Annotated in this window: 16 protein-coding genes; 10 read left to right on the forward strand and 6 right to left on the reverse strand. The window is 66.6% G+C overall.

Translation table 11 applies throughout. From position 1 onward, the window contains the following. Both A5688_RS09270 and A5688_RS26825 read right to left on the reverse strand, forming a co-directional pair. Nucleotides 1-10,470 (reverse strand): non-ribosomal peptide synthetase (locus A5688_RS09270; protein WP_120312511.1); only part of this gene is annotated, 10,470 nt, incomplete at its 3' end. Nucleotides 10,471-10,523: 53 nt separating this feature from the next. Then, nucleotides 10,524-10,751 (reverse strand): MbtH family protein, encoded by a 228-nt coding sequence (locus A5688_RS26825; RefSeq protein ID WP_082951050.1) that lies wholly within the window; start codon nucleotides 10,749-10,751, stop codon nucleotides 10,524-10,526. Nucleotides 10,752-11,957: 1,206 nt separating this feature from the next. On the opposite strand from A5688_RS26825, the gene A5688_RS09275 reads away from it, so the two are divergent. Next, complete coding sequence (locus A5688_RS09275; RefSeq protein WP_067828386.1) at nucleotides 11,958-12,746, forward strand: GAP family protein; 789 nt, start codon at nucleotides 11,958-11,960, stop codon at nucleotides 12,744-12,746. 35 nt (nucleotides 12,747-12,781) lie between these two features. On the opposite strand, the gene A5688_RS09280 is transcribed toward A5688_RS09275, so the two are convergent. Next, a complete protein-coding gene (locus tag A5688_RS09280) occupies nucleotides 12,782-13,528 on the reverse strand; it encodes an ANTAR domain-containing protein (RefSeq protein WP_067908143.1) in 747 nt (248 codons plus the stop codon). A gap of 91 nt (nucleotides 13,529-13,619) precedes the next feature. Further along, the gene (locus tag A5688_RS09285) at nucleotides 13,620-14,078 is read right to left on the reverse strand and encodes a hypothetical protein (protein ID WP_067828392.1); all 459 of its coding nucleotides are present in this window, start codon (nucleotides 14,076-14,078) and stop codon (nucleotides 13,620-13,622) included. A gap of 596 nt (nucleotides 14,079-14,674) precedes the next feature. Between A5688_RS09285 and A5688_RS09295 the strand changes: the two genes are divergently transcribed. From A5688_RS09295 to A5688_RS09310, 4 genes are all read left to right on the forward strand, one after another. Then, nucleotides 14,675-15,040 carry a DUF732 domain-containing protein gene (locus A5688_RS09295; RefSeq protein ID WP_067828395.1) on the forward strand — a complete coding sequence of 122 codons (366 nt, stop codon included), beginning with the start codon at nucleotides 14,675-14,677 and terminating at the stop codon, nucleotides 15,038-15,040. Nucleotides 15,041-15,135: 95 nt separating this feature from the next. Then, a complete protein-coding gene (locus A5688_RS09300) occupies nucleotides 15,136-16,692 on the forward strand; it encodes a succinic semialdehyde dehydrogenase (protein WP_067908146.1) in 1,557 nt (518 codons plus the stop codon). 97 nt (nucleotides 16,693-16,789) lie between these two features. After that, nucleotides 16,790-17,368 carry a cyclic nucleotide-binding domain-containing protein gene (locus tag A5688_RS09305; protein WP_067828400.1) on the forward strand — a complete coding sequence of 193 codons (579 nt, stop codon included), beginning with the start codon at nucleotides 16,790-16,792 and terminating at the stop codon, nucleotides 17,366-17,368. Between the two features lie 75 nt (nucleotides 17,369-17,443). Continuing rightward, nucleotides 17,444-17,878, forward strand: coding sequence for a DUF4383 domain-containing protein (locus tag A5688_RS09310; RefSeq protein ID WP_067828403.1), 435 nt, complete (start codon nucleotides 17,444-17,446; stop codon nucleotides 17,876-17,878). Between the two features lie 26 nt (nucleotides 17,879-17,904). Here the strand turns inward: A5688_RS09310 and A5688_RS28090 are convergent, their stop codons facing one another. Beyond that, nucleotides 17,905-18,402, reverse strand: a complete 498-nt coding sequence (locus A5688_RS28090) for a hypothetical protein (protein ID WP_242663202.1) — start codon at nucleotides 18,400-18,402, stop codon at nucleotides 17,905-17,907. Nucleotides 18,403-18,519: 117 nt separating this feature from the next. Between A5688_RS28090 and A5688_RS09320 the strand changes: the two genes are divergently transcribed. Further along, a complete protein-coding gene (locus A5688_RS09320) occupies nucleotides 18,520-19,194 on the forward strand; it encodes a DUF2510 domain-containing protein (RefSeq protein ID WP_067908152.1) in 675 nt (224 codons plus the stop codon). A gap of 17 nt (nucleotides 19,195-19,211) precedes the next feature. Here the strand turns inward: A5688_RS09320 and A5688_RS09325 are convergent, their stop codons facing one another. Further along, nucleotides 19,212-19,556 (reverse strand): hypothetical protein, encoded by a 345-nt coding sequence (locus tag A5688_RS09325; RefSeq protein WP_067908154.1) that lies wholly within the window; start codon nucleotides 19,554-19,556, stop codon nucleotides 19,212-19,214. A gap of 110 nt (nucleotides 19,557-19,666) precedes the next feature. Between A5688_RS09325 and A5688_RS28310 the strand changes: the two genes are divergently transcribed. From A5688_RS28310 to A5688_RS09340, 4 genes are all read left to right on the forward strand, one after another. Continuing rightward, entirely contained in the window at nucleotides 19,667-19,795 is a 129-nt protein-coding gene (locus A5688_RS28310) for a hypothetical protein (protein WP_278184880.1), read from the forward strand. A gap of 232 nt (nucleotides 19,796-20,027) precedes the next feature. Then, nucleotides 20,028-20,291: a hypothetical protein gene (locus A5688_RS09330; RefSeq protein WP_067828412.1), complete on the forward strand. Its 264-nt coding sequence runs from the start codon at nucleotides 20,028-20,030 to the stop codon at nucleotides 20,289-20,291. Nucleotides 20,292-20,971: 680 nt separating this feature from the next. Continuing rightward, on the forward strand, nucleotides 20,972-22,225 hold the full coding sequence (locus A5688_RS09335) for a cytochrome P450 (protein ID WP_067908158.1): 1,254 nt from the start codon (nucleotides 20,972-20,974) through the stop codon (nucleotides 22,223-22,225). Beyond that, entirely contained in the window at nucleotides 22,218-22,892 is a 675-nt protein-coding gene (locus A5688_RS09340) for a TetR/AcrR family transcriptional regulator (protein ID WP_067908161.1), read from the forward strand. Before A5688_RS09335 ends, A5688_RS09340 begins: the two co-directional genes overlap by 8 nt. The last annotated feature ends 2 nt before the right edge of the window (nucleotides 22,893-22,894 follow it).

Raw genomic sequence — 22,894 nt, forward strand, 5'->3', positions numbered from 1 at the left:
ATACGCCGCCCCGGACTTGAGCACCGCCAGGATCGCCACGATCGCCTCGGCCGAGCGCGAAAACAGCAGCGCGACAAAATCACCCGGACCCGCCCCGCGGCCGGCCAGCACGTGCGCCAACCGGTTGGCCGCCTCGTCGAGCTCCCGGTACGTCCACGACCGGCCCTCGAACCGCACCGCCACCGCGTCCGGGGTGCGGGCCGCCTGCGCGGCGAACAGCCCCGCGACGGTCACCGGTTCCATCGGCTCGGCCAGCACCGCTTGGTTGCCCCACGTCGCGAGTCGGGCGTGCTCGGTGGTGTCCAGCAGATCCACCGAGGACAACCGCCGCTGCGGCTCGGCGGTGACGGCGGTCAGCAGCCGCTGCAGCCGTCCGATCATCGCCTCGACGGTGTCCGCATCGAACACGTCGGTGCGGTATTCGGCCGTTACGGCGATGCCGGCGCGCTGACCGGACTCGGTGAACCGTTCGGCCAGGGAGAACGTCAGGTCCATGCGGGCGGTGTCGGTATGCAGCGGCATCGGGGTGACCTGCAGGTCGCCCAGCGCCAGCCCGGCGGCGGGGGTGCTGACCTCCCCCGGGAAATTCTCCCAGCCCAGCAGCACCTGAATCAGCGGGTGATGGGTCAGGCTTCGGGTGGGGTTGAGCCGCTCCACCAGCAGTTCGAAGGGCACGTCCTGGTGCTCGAATGCGGCCAGGCTGCGCCGGCGCACCTGGGCCAGCAACTCGGTGAAGGTCGGGTCCCCGGCGACATCGACGCGCAGCACCAGGGTGTTGACGAAGAAGCCGATCAGTTCGTCGAGCGCGGGTTCGGGACGCCCGGCGATCGGAAAGCCAACGGCCACATCGTCACTGGCGCTGATCTTGGAGAGCAGCGCGGCGAAGGCGGCCTGGATCACCATGAAGCTGGTCGCGTTGTGCTCGCGGGCTACCCGGCGCAGTTGTTGCTGCAGCTCCGCCGGCCAGTTGACCGCCAGCCGGGCGCCGCGGTGGTCGGCGACCTGCGGGTAGGGCCGGTCGGTGGGCAGCTGCAGGCGTTCGGGCAGCCCGGCGAGGGCGTCCGCCCAGAAGTCGAGTTGCGCGGCGATGCGGCTGCCGCTGTCTTCCACGTCGCCGAGATAGGCGCGCTGCCACAGGGTGTAGTCGACGTACTGCACCGCCAGCGGCGCCCAGTCGGGGGCGTGCCCAGCGCACCGGCTGGCGTACGCCACCCCGAGGTCACGCGCGAAGGGTGTGATCGACCAGCCGTCGGCGGCGATGTGGTGCACCGCGACCACCAGCATGTGCTCATCGTCGTCGACGGTGAAAAGCTCTGTGTGTAGCGGGCTTTCGCTCGACAGGTCAAACGCGTACTGGGCGGCCGCCGCCATGCGCTCACGCAGCCGGTCCTCCGGCCATCCGCGGGCATCCACGACGCCGCAGGCGAAGCCGATCTGCTCGGCGGGAACCACCACCTGCTGCGGGATTCCGTCGGCCGACGCGAACACCGTGCGCAGGCTTTCGTGGCGGCCCACGACATCGGCCAGCGCCGCGGCCAGCGCGCCGGTGTCCAGGTGCCCGCACAGCCGCAACGCCACGGTGACGTTGTAAATCGGTGAGGGCCCTTGGAATTGGTCGATGAACCACAACCGGGTCTGGGCGAAGGACAGCGGAATCACCGCCGGGCGCTCCCCCGCCACCAACGGCTCGGGCCGATCGGCGTCGCCGCCGGCAAGAAGCGCCAGCTCCGCGGCCGTCGGCGCCTCGAACACCGCCCGGACACCGAGATCGGAGTTCAGGCTGGTGTTGACCGCGGCGATCAGGCGCATCGCCGACAGGGAATCCCCACCGAGGTCGAAGAACGAGTCGTCGACGCCGACCCGCTCCAGGCCGAGCACCTGGGCGTAGATGCCCACCAGGATCTCCTCGGCCGCGGTGGCCGGGGCGCGGTAACGATCCACGTCCTGGTATTCCGGTTCCGGCAGAGCCTTGCGGTCCAGCTTGCCCGACGAGGTCATCGGGAATTCCTCAAGCGCCACAATGTGTGTCGGCACCATGTATTCCGGCAGCCATGCGCTCAGCCGCTCGCGCACCTCGCCGATCTTGGTGTTGGTGCGGGGATCGTTGGCGTGGCTGGTGCGGCGCCGAGACCCGGTGGGCGGCAGGTAGAGGTCGGTCAACGGGGTGGTGTCGGCAGCGTCGACGAAAACGGCGCTCAGAGTGCCGGATTGGGCACCCCAGGTCACCGCGACGCGATACCCGAGTGACTCGCCGATGCGGTGCACCTCTTCGGCGACGGCGGCATCGGCGACGGACTCGGCTTGGGCGAGCGCGTCGGCCACGGGTTGTCCCTCGGCGAGCGCGGTTTCGACGCAGACGTCGGCGGCGACCCCGGCCTGCGGGATGTCGGTGACGCGGACGACGGCGGGCCGTTGGGACGCCAACACGTCGCGCAGCCCTTCGGAGCCCGCGCACTCGGCCCACGACCAGGTGGGTGCGTCGCCCACGGAACGCACGGATGCGGGCGCCTTGCGGATGACGACGTCGTAGCGGTACCGGTTCAGCTCGTTGTCGGCGAATCCGCGTTTGACCTGGATGTCGACGCCGCCGGCCGCGGCACAGTTGACCGCCCAGGTGGTGAAAAACTCTGGGGCCAAGAGCAATTCGGTTTCACCCAGCATGGCGTGGCGCACCCGCTTGCGGAGGTCCGCGGCCTCGGTGAGCTCGGTGCCGCCGCGGGCCAGCGCGATCGCGGTCTGGAACGCGCCCTGCAGGCTGTGGTTACGGACGTCGCCGACGAACAGCGCCCCGCCGGGGGCCAGCAGCTCCATGGCGTTGTCGATGACCTCGGCCAGGTATCCCGCGTTCGGGAAGTACTGGACGACCGAGTTCAGGATGATGGTGTCGAAGTGGCCGCGCGGCAGGCCTTCGGTGACGTGGGCCGGCTGGGTCCGCAGCGCAACCCGGTCGCGCCAGGGCAACTGCAGCTGCTCCAGCGAGCGGGCCAGGTTCTCGATCGCCACCGGCGAGAAGTCGGTGGCCACATACTCTTGCGCCTGCGGGGCGAGCTGCGCCAGCAGCAAGCCCGAGCCCGCGCCGATCTCGAGGACGCGCCGCGGCTGCAGGGCGACGATCCGGTCCACCGTGGCGGCCCGCCATTCGACCATCTCCGCAAGCGGGATCGGGTCGCCGCTGTAGCTGCTGTTCCAGCCGCGGAAGTCCATGCCGAATCCGGCTTCGAGGTCCGCGCCGTACAGATCGTCGTAAAGGTGTTGCCACTCTTCGACGTTGTCCTCGTCGTGGTCGGCGCCGATGGTGTGATCGAGCGTGACGTAGGCGACCAGATGGGAACCGGTGGCGCTGTCCAGCACCGTCACGGCGGCCTGAGTGACCTGCGGGCAGGCCAGCAGCGTGTTCTCGATCTCGCCCAGTTCGATGCGCTGGCCGCGCAGCTTGATCTGGCTGTCGGCGCGGCCGACGAAGTCCAAGTCGCCGTCGCGGGTCCAGCGGGCCAGGTCGCCGGTGCGGTACATGCGGGACCCGGCAGCGCCGAACGGGTTGGCCACGAACCGTTCCGCCGTCAGGTCCACCCGGCCCATGTAGCCGTGCCCCAGCGCCGGCCCACTCACATACAGCTCGCCCACCACGCCGACCGGAACCGGCTTCAGCCAGGCGTCGAGGACGAACACGCACGCACCCGCGAGTGGGGTGCCGATGCGGACCGGGCCGTCGGCCGGCAGGGGTGCGGTGAGGCTGACCCAGATGGTGGTTTCGCTCGGGCCGTAGACATTGAACATCCGCCGGCCTGGCGCCCAGGTGGTCACCAATTCTTTCGGGCAGGCCTCACCGCCGACCATCACCGTGTCGAAGCCGGGCAGCCGGGCGTGATCCAGCGACGACAGCACCGTCGGGGTCAGGAATGCGGCGCTCACGCGCTGGTTCTGCAGCAGGGCGGTCAGCGGTTCGCCGGCGTACACCTGCGGCGGTGCCACCACCAGCGCGGCCCCCGCCGCCGCGGCCATCGCCATCTCGCCCACCGACGCATCGAACGTCGGCGACGCCACCATCAGCACCCGGGTATCGGTGTTCAACCCGCATGAATCACATTGCGCCGCAGCCCATCCCAGCAGACCGGCGTGGCTCACCAGCACGGCTTTAGGGGTGCCGGTGGAACCCGAGGTGAAGATCACGTAGGCGCTGTCGTCGGCGGTCAGCGGCGCCAGACGGTCGGCGTCGGTGATCGCCTCGGAGCTGCGCCCCGACAGGTCCAGCCCGTCGATCCGCAGGACCGGGCGCGTCCCCGCGCCGGCGACCTCGTCACTACCTCGGGTCAACACGCACACCGCGTCGACGGCGTTCAGCGCCGAGGCGACCCGGTCGACCGGGTGGTCCAGATCCACCGGCGCATGGATGCCGCCGGCCTTGACCACGGCCCACCACGCGACCACCAATTCGGCGCATCGGCCCATCGCCACGCCCACGGCGCGCTCCGGGCCGACGCCCGCTTCGATCAGCGCCAGGGCCAGCCGCGTCGACCACTCGTCGAGTTCGCGGTACGACAATTCCCGCTCGCCGTCGACCACCGCCGGCGCGTCCGGGGCGATCGCCAGCGCCTGGGTCAACAGCTGCGGCGCCACCCCGACCGGCCCCGTGACCTCGGCGCCCGACAACCGCGACAGCACCAGCTCGCGCTCACCGCGATCCAGCAGCTCGATCGCCGACAGCCGCCGGGTGGGATCGCTGGTCATCGCCACCAGCACGCGCTGGAATCGGTCGAGGAGCGACGCGATACCGGCGCCGTCGAACACGTCGGCGTCGTACTCGATGTGCAGACCGAGCTCGCTGCCCGGCAGGGCCTCCACGGTCAGCGGGTAGTGGTTGTACTCCCGGTTGGTGAGCTCGGCGATGGCCAGCCCGTCGGCGCCCAACGTCATGCCGCTCTCGACGGGGTAGTTCTCGTAGACGAACAGCGTGTCGAAGAGTTGATCGTGGCCGGTGACGCGGTGAATCTCGCTGAGCGCCAGGTGCTGGTGCTCGAGCGCGTCGTTGTGGCTGCTCTGCAACTGGGCCAGCAGCTCGGCGGCGGTGGTGGTCACGCCGATGTTGGCACGCACCGGCACCGTGTTGATCAGCAGCCCGACCATCGATTCGGCGTCGTCGACCTCCAGCTGCCCGACGCGGGACCGCGGGGTGCCGAAGACGACGTCGTGCTGACCGGTGAGCGACGTCAGTACCACCGCCCAGGCCGCCTGCAGCACCGTGCTGACGGTGGTGTGGCAGGAGCGGGCCAGCTCGGTGAGCGCCCTGGTGGTTTGCTCAGGCACACAAGACTTTTCGAAGCCGCGGCTGCCCTGTCCCAGTCGGCCCTCCGGCGCGACCAGGGTGGGCGTGTGAAAGCCGTTCAGCACCTCACCCCAGGCCTCGCGGGCGGCGTCGAGGTCCCGGTCGGCCAGCCAGGTGAGGAACGCCCGGTAGGAGCCGGCGGCGGGCAGCCGTTCCCCGTAGTAGCTGGTGAAGATTTCGCGCAGCAGGATCGGCAGCGACCAGCCGTCCAGCAGGATGTGGTGATTGGTGAGCAGGAACCGGTGCCGACGGTCCGCGGTGCGGATTAGCGCGGCGCGGAACGCGGGCTGGCCGGCGAGGTCGCGCACCGCGGCGCGCTCGGAAACGCACAGCTGCTCGATCAGCTCGTCGGCCTCGGCCGCGTCGGTGCCGTCGAGCTCGAGGTAGCGCCACTCGACGACGGGATCGGCCGGGATTATCTGCACCGGCTCGTCGTACTGTTCGCAGAACAGCGCCGCCAGGTGGGGGTGCCGGTTGACCACGGTGTGCACCGCGTCGCGCAGGCGATCGGGGTCCAGCGGTCCGGTGAGGGTGAAATCCAGTTGCACCGCGTACATGTCGTCGCTGCCCTGCGCGGTGCTGGAGTGGAAGAGCAGGCCCTGCTGCAGCGGCGTCAACGGCAGGATGTCGGCGATGTGGTGCTGACGCTGCAACTCGTCGATCTGCTGCTGGGTCAGGCGGGCCGGCGCGATGTCCGACGGCGTCAGTCCGCCCCCACCGGAACGCACGTGCGCGCACACGCCGGCCAACGCCTCGAACCACAGCCGGCTCAGTCGGGTGATCTGGTTGGCGTCGAGAACCGATGGCGCCCAAGTCCATTCGGCATGCAGGTGCGGGCCGCCGCCGGTATCGATGGTGCCGGCGTTGAGCTCGACGGTGTGCGTCAGCGGCATGGGCACCGCCGCGGCCGCACCGATCAGCGACAGACCCTGCTGGCTGATCCGCCAGCCCTCGCCCGTCGAATCAGACGCTGCGCCTTGACGTCCCAGGTAGTTGAAGGCGATCGACGGGTCGGGCCCGGCCAGGTCAACCTCGGTGTTCAGGTAACGCAGCAGCCCGTAGGTCAGCGGCTCCGGCAGGGTCCGCAGCTGCTCCTTGGCGGCTTTGATCACCGGTCCCAGCGCCGCGTCGCCGTCCGCCACCTGCGCCCAGCTCAACCCGGCCACGCCCAGCGACACCGGGTACTTGGTGGTGAACCAGCCGACGGTGCGGGACAGGTCGATGTCGGCCGCGAGTTCCTCGTGACGCCCGTGGCCCTCGACGTCGATGCCGATCGATTCGGCGGCGTCACCCAGGAATTCGGCCCAGGCCAGGCCGAACGCGATCAACAAGATGTCCTGGATGCCGGCATGGAACGCCGTCGGCACCTCACCGATCAGCGCCCCGGTCGTCTCGGCATCCAGCTCCACCGACATGCGCCCGGCCGAGGCATAGGTGTCCAGCTCGGGGTTGGCCGCGGGCAGCGCGGCGGGAGTCGCCGTCACCCTCTTCCAGGCGCCCGCCTGACGGACGACGTCGGGGCGGCGGGCGTGTTCGGTCAGCAGTGTCGCCCACTTGGCGAAGGACGTGCCCGCCGGCGGCAACTCCACCGGCTGCCCCGCGCTGTGCAGCGCCCAGGCAACGTTGAGGTCTTCCAACAAGATCCACCACGACACCGCGTCGACGGCCAGGTGGTGAATGATCACCGTCAACTGCCCGGTGGGCTCGACCCACAGCGCGCTCAGCATGGACCCGGCGGCCGGGTTCAACCGCGACCGCGCGTCCAGCAGCGCCTCGTCGGACAACTCGTCCACCGATCGCAGGCAGTCCCCGGCCCGCACCGAGCCGGGCTCGGGTGCCTGCAACGACCAGCCGCCGGCTTCGTCCCTGTCGACGCGCAGTCGCAGCATCGCGTGCCGATCGACCAAGGCCTGCAACACCTTTGCGACGTCGGCCGCCGTCACCCCGGCGGGGGCCTGGACCATCACGGTCTGGTTGAACTGATCGATCGGGCCGCCAAAGCTTTCGATGCCCTGCAGCCACCGCATGATCGGGGTGGCCGGCACCGGGCCGACACCCTCGTCGACCACGTCGGATGCCCCGTCGGTCACGCCGGCGACCCGGGCCAGCCGGGCCACGGTCTGTTCGACGAAGACGTCCCGCGGCCGGCAGGTCAGGCCCGCGGCCCGCGCCCGCGCGACCACCTGCAGCGACAGGATGCTGTCGCCGCCGAGCTCGAAGAACGACTCGTCGACGCCGACCCGCTCCACCCCGAGCACCTCGGCGTAGATGCCGGCCAGGATCTCCTCGACCGCGTTGCCCGGGGCGCGATATTCGCCCGCGTGGTAGTCGGGTGCCGGCAGGGCGCGGGTCTCGAGCTTGCCGTTGACCGTCAGGGGCAGCTGCTCCAGCACCATCACCGCGGTCGGCACCATGTAGGCCGGCAGCCGTTCGGCCAGGGCGGCGCGCGCCTCGGCGGGGTCGACGGTCCCGGTGACGTAACCCACCAGCCGCAAGGCGGCGGGGCGGTCCTCGCGGGCGATCACCACGGCGACCTCTACCCCATCCAGCCCCGCCAGCGCCGCCTCGATTTCGCCGAGTTCGATGCGATATCCGCGGATCTTGACCTGATCGTCAGCGCGCCCGAGGTAGCGCAGCTGACCGTCGTCGCCCCAGCACACCAGGTCTCCGGTGCGGTACATCCGCTCGCCCGGGTCACCGAAGGGACAGGCGACAAACCGCGACCCGGTCAGTCCGGACCGGCCCACGTACCCGGCGGCCACCCCGCGGCCGGCGACGTACAGCTCACCGACCACGCCGGTGGGCACCGGGCGCAGCCACCCGTCGAGGACGAACAACGCGGCGCCGTCGACCGGCGACCCGATCGGTGGCTTCCCAGAACCTTTCGTCAGCGGTGCGCTGATCGCCACACACATCGTCGTCTCGCTGGGGCCGTACGCGTTGACCATCACGCGCCCCGGCGCCCAGCGGTCCACCACCTCGGCGGGGCAGGCCTCACCGACGACCGCGAGCGACACCGAGTCCAGACCCTCCGGCGACAGCATTGCGGCCGCCGTCGGGGTCTGCGTCAGCACGCTGACTTCCTCGCCCACCAGGACGTCGTGGAGCTCCTCGGGTGAACGGGCTACGTCCTCAGACACCACCACCACGCGTCCGCCGCGCAGTAGTGCGCCGAACATCTCCCACACCGAAACGTCGAATGCGTAGGAGTGGCACTGAGACCACACCCCCGCGGCCGGCAGCCCCGCGTCCAGCGAGCCCAACAGCTGGGTGACGTTGCGGTGAGTGATTGCAACGCCTTTGGGCACACCGGTGGTGCCCGAGGTGTAGATCAGGTAGGCGATGCCGGCCGGGTCCGGCCCGGGCAGCGCCGTGGCCGGTTGGGTGTCGATATGCGGATCGGCGATGTCGATGACCGCCACTTCGTGGCCGTCGAAGCGGTCGGCGAGATCGGCGGTGGTGACGGCGGCAACCGGGCCGGCGTCGGCGAGCATGAAGCCGATCCGCGCGTCCGGTGACGTCGGTTCGATGGGCAGGTAGGCGGCCCCGGTTTTGAGCACCGCCATGATCGACACGATGGCCTCGGCCGAACGCGGCAGCAACAATGCCACATACTCGCCCGGGCCGGCACCCTGACCGACGAGCAAGTGCGCCAATCGATTAGCGGCGTCGTCCAGCTCGCGATAGGTCATGGAGCGGCCCTCGCAGACCACCGCTACCGCCTCGGGTGAACGGTCTACGTGCGTGCCGAACAGCTCCGGCACCGATAGCGGTGCGCTTGCCGGACGCGTCCAAACCGCTTGATTACCAACCTCTTCCAGGCGGGCGTGCTCATCGGTGCGGAGCACATCCAACGACGACAACCGCAGGCTCGGATCGGCGGCGATGGCCGCCAGAATCCGCTGCAGCCGCTCCGCCAGATCCGAAACGTCGAAATTGGAGAAGGGCTGTCCGGTGCCCACCGTGCTGAGGAACTGCTGATCGCCGAATCCGAGGAAGAACAGCCCGAAGTGGCCGACCGGGCCGAAGCTGGTGTATTTCGCGGTCGCCGGCACGTCGCCGAGGCTCAGCGTGAGGCGGGCCGGGACGAAGTTGACCACCACCCGGTTGGGCGTCTGCCTCGGACCGTTGAAGTGACCCTCGCCGTCCAGCGTGCGGGTCGGGAATTGCTGATGCCGCAGAGCTTCTCGCGATCGCACGTCGACGTGCCGGCAGAAGTCGGCGAACGTCGTGTCCGGCGCAGCGTTCAACACCAGTGGCACGACCCCGGCGAGCATTCCGGGGTGCGTCTTCGACGCCGGATCGACGCGCCGGCTGACCGGAAAGTCGAGCACGACTTCGTCGGAGCCATCGGCGGACCAGCCGCGCACCAGCAGCGCGCACGCCGCGGTGAGCACCGATGACCGACGGATGCCAAGCGCTTTGGACAGCTCTTTGACCTTGCCGACAACCGCCTGATCCAGTTGCACCGGCGGAGAGGGCGAATACGGGTCGCGCCCATCGTCGGCCGCGGTCGACGCGTATCCCGCACCGTCGCCCTCGGGGCGGTGCTCGGTCCAGTATTCCCTGTCTTCAACGTATTTCGGCGAAGCCTCGTAATCCAACTCGCCGCTGACGAGGTCGTGCAGCGAGCCGAAGAAGGCAGGCGGAATCGGTTTTCCGGAGGCGAGCGCGGAATAGACCGCTGCGATTCGCCGGCCGACCAGCGCAATGCCCATCCCGTCGATGGCGATGTGGTGGCAGGTCGTGAACCAGTAGTACTCGTCGGGCGCGGTCCGGAACAACGCGAACTTGATCATTGGGCCGGTGAGCGACATCGGCGTTCGCTGAATCGATGAAGCCGTCTCGCGTACTTCCCGCTCAGGATCGCGCGAGTCGGTCAGGTCGTAGAAGACCAGATCGACATCGTCGTAGTCGACGGCCTTCTGGAAGACCTGGCCGTCCTCCTCGAAGAACGAGGCCCGCAGGCTTTCGGCTTCGGCCACCACGTGTCGCATCGCCTGATGCAGCAGGCCGACGTCTATGGCGCCCTCGATATGTACGAGCACACCCAACTGCCAGGCGACGTCGAAAAAACCCGTTTGCTGCGCCAGCCAGATGTCCAGCTGGCCTCGCGTCACCGGAAGTGCCCGGTCACCACGCTCCACTAACAGACCCCCACCAAAAGTTTGACCCCAAAACCCTTCATACCGACATCGGTCTACTGATCACAAACTGGCGCCCTCAGCGTGTCGCGCAGGCTTTTCGCCCGTATATCGGGCCAAGTTTCTTCGACGTATTGCAGGCAGCTGGCGCGGTCGGCTTCCCCAAAAACTACCCTCCAACCGGCGGGAATGTCGGTAAATGTCGGCCAAAGACTGTGTTGTTCTTCGTTATTGACCAAGACGAAAAAACGGCCATTGTCGTCATCAAACGGATTGAGCGGCATCGGATGGACCCCCTAAACATCGAGACGCAAATTACAAAGTTACGCCGCACGCGCAGCACGAACTTGGTTGCGGCGCTTGAGGATTGAGCCGTCAGGCTCGGCCAGTATGTCGACCGGCCCGCGCGGCGGGTTTTTGCACCGCCGGGCTCAGTCGTGAGGGGAAGCACCGCAACGCGGCGGTCGCGGTACCCATCCCGACCCTTCGGCGACAGTCGCCGTTCACCGGCTGTGCAGCCCTGGCGAACGGATTGCGCGACTTTCGCCGTCGCGATCCACGGTCGCGGGGTACCCACCCGCTCTTGCACAAAACATGCGAATCCCGTTCTCACATAACCAATCAGCTTTCACACTACTATTCCGCCGGATTTTTGCTACTTAGCGAAAGTAATGTGTCGCGGGGGCGTCCGGGTTCATCTCGCGTCCCGAACGCCCCGTCGACCCGCTCCCCGCCGCCGGACTCCGGCTGTCGTCGTTTGCCGTTGCTGCCGGGCGGGATGATGTTGACGCAATCACAAAGTGTTTGCTCGTGATGCCGCCGTGTCCCCGATGTCGGCGGTCGCAACGACGACGCAACCGGTTGAATCAACCCAAGCACGTGAATCAACCCCCTCTAGCTGCGTATCTCGAATTCACCACTGGCGCAGCAGGACTCCGGATCGGCCAGGCCTCCACCATGCAAAAACGTACGGACGATTGCTAGCTCGGAGTCCAGTGTCATGCGATCGGCGATCGCCACTGCGTACTATCCCGTAGCTGCGACCAGTTGGCGTGACCCGCGCCGCCTGACCCCAGGATCCGTCCGCGCATTCGCCTGCCGGCGAGCGGAATCCGCCGTCGGCCCCGCCTCGGCGCGGTTTGCTAAGGGCGATCTGCGGGCATCTAGACACGCCCGCACGCAGGCAGTTTGTGATTGTTCTCACCCACCTAAGGCATGTGCGGGGTTCGCCGGCGACGGGGCGACAAGCCAGCCGGCTAACGCTGGCCGCAGAAAGCGCACACCGCGGACGGGCGGTATTCCGGCCTGCGGATCCGGTCTCTCACCTGGCCTGCAACGCGTCGCGCAGCGCTATTGAAAACTGTTGAACGAGATCACGATTGGGCACACACAGCTGATTCATAGCCAGCTTTGCCGAAACGGATTTCGCAGCGCTGATCCACCTTTCGGCGGCGTTTAGTCCCCCGCGTTCGCGGGTAGAGCCGGGAACCATGTGGGGGTCAGTGCTGGGTTTGGGGATCCTGGCTGCGCTCAATCCGGTCCGTCTCGGTCTCGCCCTGCTGATGATTTCGCGTCCGCGGCCCGGGCCGAGCCTGCTCGCCTACTGGCTCGGCGGGTTGACGGTGTGCATACCCGAGTTGCTCATCCCGCTGATCCTGCTGAATTTCACGCCGATGTTCGGACACGTCGCGCACGGTTCGGCCGCCCAGTCGACGACCTCGAACCTCGGGAAGATCCAAATCGGCCTTGGCGTGGTCGGCCTGTCGATCGCCGCAGTTATGACCGTGCGCTTCGTTACCCGTCGATCCCAACCCGCACCCGAGGACGACCGATCCCCCGCGTTGTCGACGGTCTCCGGGGCACCGATCGCGATGCCGCGGTTGCTGACCCGGGTGCAGGACGAGCCGACCGAGGACCCATCCCCATTCCGGCGACTACTCGTCCGCATGCACAACGCCTGGGACAGCGGCTCCTCGTGGGTGGCATGGGTGATCGGCATCATCTCGGTGCCCATCGACGGCGTCCTCTTCATCGTCGCCATCATCGCGGCATCGGGTGCCTCCGTCACCGCGCAGGCCGGCGCCTCCGTGGCGTTCATCCTCCTGATGTACGCCGTCATCGAGGTCATCCTGGTCGGCTACGTCGCCACGCCGGCGAAAACTCAAGCCTTCTTGCTCGTGTTGCACAACTGGGTGCGGACCTACCACCGGCACATCCTGGTGGCCCTGTTCACGGTGGTCGGGATTTCCCAGCTGGCCCAGGGCCTGCACGTCCTCTGATCGGCCGGCGAAGTCTGATCGGCCGGCGAACCGGCTCAGCTCGAACGCGGCGGAAGATCCGCGTGCACCAAGTTGCGGGCGATCTCCTCAACCCTGGTGTTCGTTTCCTGCGAGAGCCTGGTCAGCAGGCCGAACGCCTCATCCGCGTCGATATTGAATCGCTCCATGACCATGCCCTTGGCCTGGCCGATCATGTCTCGGGTCGCGATCGCGCGCATCAGTTGCTTGTTCTCCGTGGCCAACGCGCGCTGGCGCTGGAGGTGACGGCCGGTTTCCACGGCGCTGACGGCCGCGAGGGTGTGCAGCAGGTCTGCCGGATCCCAGGCGACACCGTGATCGATGTCGCGCGCCACCTCGTCGAGAAGTTGCCGGCTCTGCGCGACTTCCTCCACGCGGTGCACCACGCCGACCAGCTCGCCGTGATCGAGCAACGGGGAGTTCGTCGGACTCCACACCTTCGGCAGGAATTCATCGGGCGCGGCGGGATCGGGAATGTCGTAGCGCTGCATCCGCATCGTGTGGGTGTGGCCGCTTTGCATCGCGGTCTCCAGCGACGATGCGAGCTTCGCGGTCCCGTCGGCATGCGGGTCCTTGGGATTGTCCGGGAAGGCGTCGAAGAGGTACTGCCCGGGAAGTTCGCCGTGCTGCCGCAGCGTGACGCGCTCGTAGTCCGTGCTGGCCGCGCGGATCCGCAGATCGCGATCGAGGAGCAGGCAACACACGCCCGAAGCCCCCTGGACCATTTCTCGGGCGATCACATCGAACCGACCTTGGTTGCGCACTGCCTATGCTCTTACCCCCTCGTCGCTGCGCCTAACCCGTCAAATCCGTTGAAGCTCAGGGCGGGCTGTGCCAGGGTCGTTTCACGCCGACCTAGTCACGCGAGACATGTTCGTCCCTCGTCGAACTCAACTCGTGCAGCTCGGATTGACCCGCTGCGGGCGCCCAGCCAACGTAGGTCAGGTACAGGCCGATCACGCCGAGAACGGCGTAGATCGTGCGGTGTGCCCCGACGTTCGTCACCGAGCCGACGATCGACGAGAAGAGCCCGGGAAAGGCCAGCAGGGCGAACCCGCGCAGGGCCATCAACCAGCCCAGTACCGAGACGATGACCGCCGCCGCGCTTCGCCAGTGTGGGTGCAGGGCGATGATGACGAGACCGATCATCAGTAGCGGGGCGGCCGTCGCCCACGGCCATATCCCGATGTCGGAGAGCAGGGGCAATTCCGACCGCCTGCGCAGCAGTCCGGTGACGCACACGATGGCGTTGTACGGGCCCAACACCCGGGAGAACATGCGCGTCGCGGTGTCGACCCTCGGCGAAAAATTCATTTGTTCGCCTCCATCTTGTGCTGATCGTCCGACGACGCATCGGCCGAGCCTTTGTGTCCGAGATGCTCGAATTTGAGTGATTGATGCAGTAATTCGACCATTTAGCAGAAACTCCCCGATAGGGACCGAAGTCCCCCATTAGACGACGGTCCGAGAAAGCGACGAAGGGTCCGGCGCGGGAGGACTTTGGCCCCTACCTCCCGTCGGAGTGCAGGACCGACAGTGAGATCACCCGAGTTCGTGGCAACCTGGGAACAGGAGAAAGAAATGAATCGAGAAGCATGCAAATTCTTCAGCGGAGCGTTCGCCGGAATTGCATACGCACACGCCGGCTATGCCGTAGCCACATCCAGAGGGATCCTCGACGAACCGATCTTCCTCGGTAGGAAGTGGGGGGTCGGATTCATGTGGACCGAGGCGATTGTCTACACGGCAATAAGCGCCGCACTCGGGTATGCCGGCTGGCGCTCTCAGCCCGTGCAGCTCCGAGAGGTGAGCGCCCCGGAAACGAACGGCCAGAGCACGCAAGCCGCGACCGCGGCGCAGGTGCCTCTGTCAATGCCGCGTTGACCGGCTCACCGGGCGGTGCACTGGAGGTGAGTCGCGGGAAGTGGTCGGCGATCAGCGCGGTTCTGGTGTCCGCCACCGCGCTATTTGCCGCGGCGCCCGCATCGGCGGATGCACCCGACGATACTTTCGTCAACGCGCTTGCGAATTACGGCATCGATGTCAGCGACCGGGACAGTGCGATCGCGCACGCCCACGCGGTGTGCGCCGGATTCGACAGGGGTCAGGACTCGAGCTTTCTGGCGCTGAAGCTGACGCACGACCCGTCGTTCGACCTTTCGTTGAAGCAGGCCGGATTCTTCATCGGCGCTTCGGTGGCGATCTATTGCCCGCAACACAGAGACTCGATCGATCCCTCCCTGGTCTGGCTGCTGCCATTTCCCCCGATGATGTGAGCAGCGGTGCAGCGCGACAGGCGGCGGAGCACGCCCGCCGGGAAGCGCCATAGTCTGGTGTCCGGGACGCCTGCGATTCCTCGGGAGGTAATGACATGCCCGCACCGTCAGCCGAAGTCTTCGACCGACTGCGCCAGTTGGCCGCGATCAAGGATCCCGCGGCCCGCCAGACCAAGACGATCGACGAGGTCTTCACCGGCAAGCCGCTGACGACGATCCCGATCGCCACGGCCGAAGACGTCGAAGCCGCGTTCGCCGAAGCGCGCGCCGCCCAGGCCGACTGGGCGAACCGCCCGGTCACCGAGCGCGTCGAGATCATCAGCCGCTATCGCGACCTGGTCGTCGGAAACCGCGAGTTCCTGATGGATCTCCTGCAGGCGGAGGCGGGCAAGGCGCGCTGGGCCGCGCAGGAAGAGATCGTCGACCTGGTGGCGAACGCGAATTACTACGCGCGTGTGTCGGAGGATCTGCTGAAGCCCCGCACGGTGCAGTCGCTGCTCCCGGGGATCGGCAAGACCACGGTCGGTTACCAGCCCAAGGGCGTGGTCGGGGTGATTTCGCCGTGGAACTATCCCATGACGCTGACGGCCTCCGACTCGGTGCCGGCCCTGCTGGCCGGCAACGCGGTGGTGCTCAAGCCGGACAGCCAGACGCCGTATTGCGCGCTGGCGTGTGCCGAGCTTCTGTACAAGGCCGGGCTGCCGCGCGCGCTCTACGCGGTCGTGCCCGGGCCGGGCTCGGTGGTCGGCACCGCGATCATCGACAACTGCGACTACCTGATGTTCACCGGTTCGACGGCCACCGGCCGCCAGCTCGCGGAACACGCCGGCCGCCGGCTGATCGGGTTCTCGGCCGAGCTCGGGGGCAAGAACGCGATGATCGTCACCCGGGGGGCGAACCTCGACAAGGCCGCCAAGGCGGCGACCCGCGCGTGCTTCTCCAACGCGGGCCAGCTGTGCATCTCCATCGAGCGGATTTACGTCGAGAAGGACATCGCCGACGACTTCGCCGGCAAGTTCGGTGCCGCGGTGCGGAACATGAAGCTCGGCACCGCGTATGACTTCTCGGTCGACATGGGTAGCTTGATCTCCGCGGGCCAGCTGGACACCGTGACGGATCACGTGGATGACGCGAAAGCCAAGGGCGCCACGGTGATTGCCGGCGGCAAGGCCCGGCCGGACGTCGGGCCGCTGTTCTACGAGCCGACCGTGCTGACCGACGTCACGCCGGAGATGGAGTGCGCGGCCAACGAGACGTTCGGGCCGGTCGTCTCGATCTACCCCGTCGCCGACGTGGACGAGGCCGTCGAGAAGGCCAATGCCACCGAATACGGACTCAACGCCAGCGTGTGGGCCGGCTCGTCGGCGGAGGGCCAGCAGATCGCGGCCCGGCTGCGGTCGGGGACGGTGAACGTCAACGAGGGCTATGCGTTCGCCTGGGGCAGCCTCAGCGCGCCGATGGGCGGCATGGGCCAGTCCGGCGTCGGCCGCCGGCACGGCCCCGAGGGTCTGTTGAAGTACACCGAATCGCAGACGATCGCGACCGCGCGGGTGTTCAATCTCGATCCGCCGCTTGGCATTCCGGGGACTCTCTGGCAGAAGTCGCTGTTGCCCATCGTGCGCACGGTAATGCGGCTTCCCGGCCGGAACTGACGCAGCCGGTCTAGACCGCATTTAATTCTGTCGGCGACCCGGCTACTCGCGCTACGCTCTTCGATGTCAGCGGCACATCGCACGTCAGGGGCCCGCTATGAAGGCAGACGCGAAGCGATACGAGGAAGACGCTCGTCGGCTACGCCGGTACGCCACGTTCGAAAGCTTCTCGGATGCTGAACTTCAGCGTCTCGCCCGAGCAGCCCATCGCACGACGACGTCGGCCCCGTTGCCGCTCATTCATGAGCAGACCCCGTCGGACTCGGTGTACGTCCTGCTCAGCGGGGAGGTGGGCGTGTACGTCGGGCAGGACCGCGTCGCCGCGCTGGGGCCGGGCGAGGTGATCGGCGAGTCGGCGCTGCACCGTGGGCGGCTGCGTTCCGCGACCGTGACGACGATGGGGCCGGCCGAGTTGCTGCGTATCGAACGCGACGATCTCGACGCGTTGCTCGGCGAGATACCGGCACTTCGCGAAATCGTCGACGCGTCCGTCGCGCGGCACGTGCCCGTCGACCTGCCGCCGAAGCCGAAACCGTCGCACTCCAGGTTGGGCGTCTCGGTCCGCACCGACTTGGTCGAGCGGTTCGAGCAGGCCGCCGACGGCGCCGGCGTGGACGTCGCGACCGCGCTCGAAGATGCGCTCACCCATTGGATCGAACGGAACGGCACGGCGTAACCGCTGCCTTCGTTGACCCGATCTACTACGGAACGTAGTATTTGGGCCATCTTGCCGCGCACAAGGGGGTGCAATGTGAGGTGGAGTTTCGCCCAGATCGGGCTGCTGATCATCTGTGTTGTTCACGTCATTCAGGCGGTGGTCGGCTTCATCATCAATCCCAGCTTTGCGACCGGGCCCGACGCGCCGACCGTGCAGCTATTGGGAATGGACTACAACGGCTGGCATGCCGTCGCGGGCCTCGCGCTGTTCGCTCCCGGCCTGGTGTTTGCGATGCGCAAGTCGTGGGCCGTGCTGTACCTACTGCTCGCCGCGATAGCCGGTGCGCTGCCGGGCATTTGGGCCTTCTTCTCGCATCAGGTCGCGTTCGTGTTCACCTTCCCCAACAACGTCACCGACGCGGTGGTGCACTTGGTGACCGCCGCGATCATGGTGGCGGTGGCCGCCGTACAGATCCGGATGGACGGCGGGTTTCGAAATTCGCTCGCCGATCTCAGAAAGGCGCCGTAAGAGTCAGGTCGTTGGAGTCCTCGCCGCTACTCGCTGCCGCCGAGGGCACCAAGGCGCTCGCTTATCCGGGCCAGTGCCTCGTCGAAGATCTCCATCTTTTCGCCGCGCTTTTCGTTGGCAGGCTGGGCGGAGCCGCGGGCACCTTCGGCCTTCACCCGGGCCGCGCCCTGACGCCGCAACAGGCTGGAATTCTTCTCACGCGCTTGCCGAAGCCGGCTCTGCAGGTTCTTCAGCGACTTCTCGTCCATGCGCGTGAGGGCCGCGGGATGACTCTCGCCGATCAACGAGCTTTCCTGCGGGGTCAGGTTCACATGGTGGCTGCTCACCCCTAGATTCATAGCCCGCACCGGGCGCACCGACGCGTCGAACGCCGAACCGTCACGCCAGGGCCATCTCGAGTTCACGTCGCCGGACGCATTAGGCTTGGCGGTACGGCTTTTCGCAGTCCGGCTGCTGTCCTCGGGGTCTTCAGACCGTGCCGCTGCGGGCAGTCCTCCGGCGACGAAGGAGGTGGCGATGGCCAAGCATTCGGAGTGCGAGGATTGAACAGTTGGGCATGACGGGCCACGGACCGGGATCCGTTTCGAGCGGTCATCGGGACAAAGTGGCCGGGATGTCTCCGTCGCGACGAAAATGGGCAGATGCCATCTGAACAGGCGCCGCTCCCGCCCAAATCAGCGCCGGGCTGGTACCCCGATCCCGCCGGGGTAGGCCACGGGCTGCAGCGGTACTTCGATGGCACCAGCTGGACCAGTGAGTGGGCGTTCTCCACCGAGCCGCCGAAGAAGGGCCTCTCCGCAAAGGCGATCCTGGCCGTGGCATCGCTGTGCGTCCTTGTTCTCCTCGTCGTCGTCGGCAAAAGCTGGATCTTCGACCCGACGAAGAACGGCCAATCGAGCTCATCGAGCAGTTCGGCCACGGCGGCAGCGCCGGCACCGAGCGAGGCCGCTCCTGCCGGTCCCAAGAAGCCGGACGGAGTCACCTTCACCACCGCTCCGGGCCCGAACGGTGACGTGGTGGACGCCCGATTCGCCATTCGCGACAACTACACCGAGCAGCTGATCAGGGACGGTGCCCGGTTGGACACCATCGGCATTCTCAAGTACGCAAGAGCGGCCTATCCCGACGCGGCCGCGGTGAACGTGCAGGGCACCTTCCCGATGACCGACCCGTACGGCAACACCTCGACGCAGGTCGCCATCGACCTCACGTATTCGCGAGCGACGTTGGACAAGATCAACTTCGACGGCATCAGCAAAGCCAGCATCTGGGAGATCCGCGATTCCGGCAACGTTCTTCCCGCCTTCCAGCCGTAGGCCGGCGGCGTGTGGAATCACTTAGAGGAAGTCTGGGAATCCTCGTAGTGGATGGACGCCACCACAGCCGCGGTGAGCAGAAACAGCAGGGGCACGAACACCAGCGGGTACGCAGCGACTGCGGCCATGGCGATGAGCGCGCCCGGCACGACCAACGTCAACGCGGCCGTCGGATGCTTCTCGCTGAGACTGACGATCCGCGCGGGCGCCGCGAAAGCCACCGCGACCTGCTGATAACGATCCGGCCGGTCTCCGTCGTACGAGCGGCGGGTCTCCAGGCCGCAGCGCGTGCAGTTGCGCCAATAGGAATAGCGGGTTTTCAGGCCGCAGCCCATGCAGGTGTGGATGGTCATCGGGCCCATGCTCTCATCGCGTCGTGCGGCCGTTGCGGGCGAGGGTCACGCACCCGTTGCGCTCTCATTCGTGCCGAAACCGCCGCCGGAAACCCCGGGCGGGCGTACGCTTTTCAGTCATGACGAGGGGGAAAAAGGTCCTATTCGCGCTGCTGTTCGCGTTCGCCGTCTCGACGACGTCGGTGAGCTGCGTACCTATCATCAGCATTCCCACCTGCCCAGCGGGCGGCGGCCCGGTCGGCTGCTGATCCCAGCGCGGCTCTGGCTATCGGCGAGCGTCGCTGACCGCGCACGCGCCGGCAGCCGTCATCAACCCCCAGCTGCGGAACCACTGACTGTGACCAGGGCGTTCTGGATGCCGGTTGTCATCCGATAGATGGGGCTTTCGGCTCTAGGTCCTCGTCCGGAACATGGCAAATATTTGAAGCCAAGCGATAGCCAGCAGACGCCCGCTGGTGTGGAGAGGCAAATGAGGCCATCATGTTGCGCGCGACGGACCGTGACGGTCTCGTGGGCCGACGCGAAGCCGCCCAGGCCCTAGAGTTCGTCCGTGCGCTGCGTGATCAGTTAGAAGAGATGTTCCTTGAGTTGGCCTGGGTCGAGCGGCAGCGTCTCCATAACAGCAGGGGCAGTCGGGCATCCGCGCTGCGGTGGAAAGCAGCTGTGCTGCGCCGCGACATCAACGAGGCACAAATTCTCATCGATCGGCTCCAGCGTCGTTACCTGAATGACGACTACCACTAAACGGCGTTGAGCGATTGGACCTCGTCAAGCTCGTATGGCTGGTGGTCGGGCTGACAGGATTTGAACCTGCGACCACTTGACCCCCAGGCTTAACGGCAGTATCCGTAGGCGTCCGTAGGTGTATTACTTAAGTGTTGTGCCACAACGGATTAACGTTTCCAAGCACAGCTACGAACAAGCACGGAAATTCACGGTCAAATTGACCGAATGGCGGTACAAATGGCGGTACGGGCGCCCTGCACGCCGAGGTGCGTTCGCGACTCGCGTCGGACGACGCTCGATTGGTCGCTGGTCTTTCGATGCCCGCACCGAGGCGGAGGCAGCTGAATCGCTGCGCCGTCGTGCCGCCACGGCGCGCTCTGGCCGCGGCCCTCGTTGCGCCTACCCGGCCGGGATCGCGGCTGCGCTCGACGTCGCCGCGACCGCTTTGAAACTGATGCGAAAGTGGGCGTCGGGCAGTCTGGCGCGAGACGGAGCGCACCGAGGGTCTCGATGAACAACTGCCCTCGCAGCGACGCGGACGTCAGGCGATAATCCGTATGACCACGGCAGGCAGCACATATGCTCAACTGCGAGGATACTGTCATGCGTTGACGTGCTCAGAGTGATGGTCATACACTGTGGACGCGGTTGTCCGTGCCTCGGCCCGTCGGGGCATCAATGGAATGTGAGATATCGCGATGAACGTAAGTAGCGCCGCTCCCAACGTCTTCGAAGCTGGCCTGCCCACGTTCAGCTACGACTTCACCGCCACTCCGCAGGACATCCTCGAAGACGTGCGAATTGCGCAATCGTGTGCTCCCATCGCAATCGGCCCTCTCGGTCCGGAAATACTGTCCTACGGTCTGGCGCGGGATATGCTGCGCGACAGTAGATTCAGGCTGCCACCCGGCTTGTCGCTGGCAGCACAGGGCGTCACCTCAGGCCCGCTGTACGACAAGCTGATGAGCAGCCTTCTGGGTCTCGATGGCCCGCCACATACTCGCTTACGCAAAGTGGTGTCGAGGGCGTTTACTCCGCGCGCGACGTCACCTTTACAGGACACGATTCATGAGGTGGTGAACGGGCTGATCGATCAAGTAGTAGAGGTCGGTCGTTGCGACGTCGTGACCGACATCGCGCGGCCCTATCCCACCCCGATCATGTGTGCGCTGATCGGTGCGCCTCGGGAAGACTGGCATCTTTTCGCACAGTGGACCGATGAAATCTTCAAGGCTTTCAACATTCAGCCCGACGCCAACTTCGATGAAGCCGCGATCATGCGGTCGTGGAGTGAACTGGACGCCTACGTCGATGACATGGTCGCTGCACGCCGGAGCCATCTGACTGATGATCTGCTGTCTGAGCTTATACGGGCCGAAAGCGAGGGCGACAGGCTCAATCTCGAAGAACTGCGCATGCTGGTCGCTGGCTTCCTGATGGCGGGGACGGACACCACCCGACACCAACTGGCCGCCTCGGTGCAGGTGCTGTGCGAGCATCCGGATCAATGGGCGAAGCTGGGCGACCAGCCAGAGCTTGCGATGCAGGCGGTCGAGGAGACCATGCGGCACTCGCCGGCGGTCTGTGTCGCGGTGCGAGCCGCTACCGAGGATGCCGAATTTGGTGGGTACACGTTCCCGGCGGGGACCTTGGTAGTCGTAAACACCTTTGCAGCCAACCGTGATCCGGCGATTTATGAGAATGCAGATCGGTTCGACATCGCGCGTAAGGACTTGCCCGCGATTCTGACTTTCGGTGGTGGCGCGCACTACTGCCTAGGGGCGAACCTCGCACGCCGGGAATTGGCGGAAGCACTTATAGTCCTCACCCGACGTCTCACCGCACCCCATCGGACCGCTCCTGCGCCGTGGAAATCCCTGCTCGGTATGACCGGCCCAACGACACTTGAGATTGAGTTCGACAGCGAAATGGTTGTGGCAGCGGATGCGTAGTCGCGGCTGGGCGGGTGTCACACCCGCCTCGGACGAGGAGGCAATTGCCCGCATTCTGGATGCGGTAGACGACGTGATTGCTGAACACGGGTCGGCGCTACGGCTCGCCGACGTCGCCCGAAGGCTCGGGGTCACTCGTCAGACGGTTTACCGTTACTTTCCCAACGCCGACGCGCTCCTTATTGCCAGCGCAATGCGTGCGGTCAACGGGTTCATCGACCAAGGTGTACACCACGTCAGCGGCCTCAATGACCCGGTCAGTGCGATCGTCGAAATAATTTCGTTCGCAGTTGAAAACCTTACCGGCGATCCACAGTTGGAGAGCTTGCTTACCCAGACCCCTGAGGGCGAAGCTGCCATCTCGCTCACCTCCGACACAGCGATCATTTTCTGCTTGTCGGCCTTCCACCGCCTCGATGTCGATTGGAAGCTTCACGGCTTCGACACCACCGCGCTCAATGAGCTTGCCGAAATGACCTTGCGCACAGTGCATTCTCTCCTGAGCGATCCCGGGCAGCGGCAGCGCGACGGAATCGCACTACGCCGCTTTGTTGCGCGATGGCTCGGTCCAGCGATCCTCTATCCACGGATGACGTCGTTGCCGGTCCACGAACGGCACGCATCATCGGACGAGCACATCGAGCCGGACAGGTGCGCTGAATCGTGAAC

The sequence above is a fragment of the Mycobacterium mantenii genome (assembly GCF_001667865.1).
Classification (GTDB): Bacteria; Actinomycetota; Actinomycetes; order Mycobacteriales; family Mycobacteriaceae; genus Mycobacterium; species Mycobacterium mantenii_A.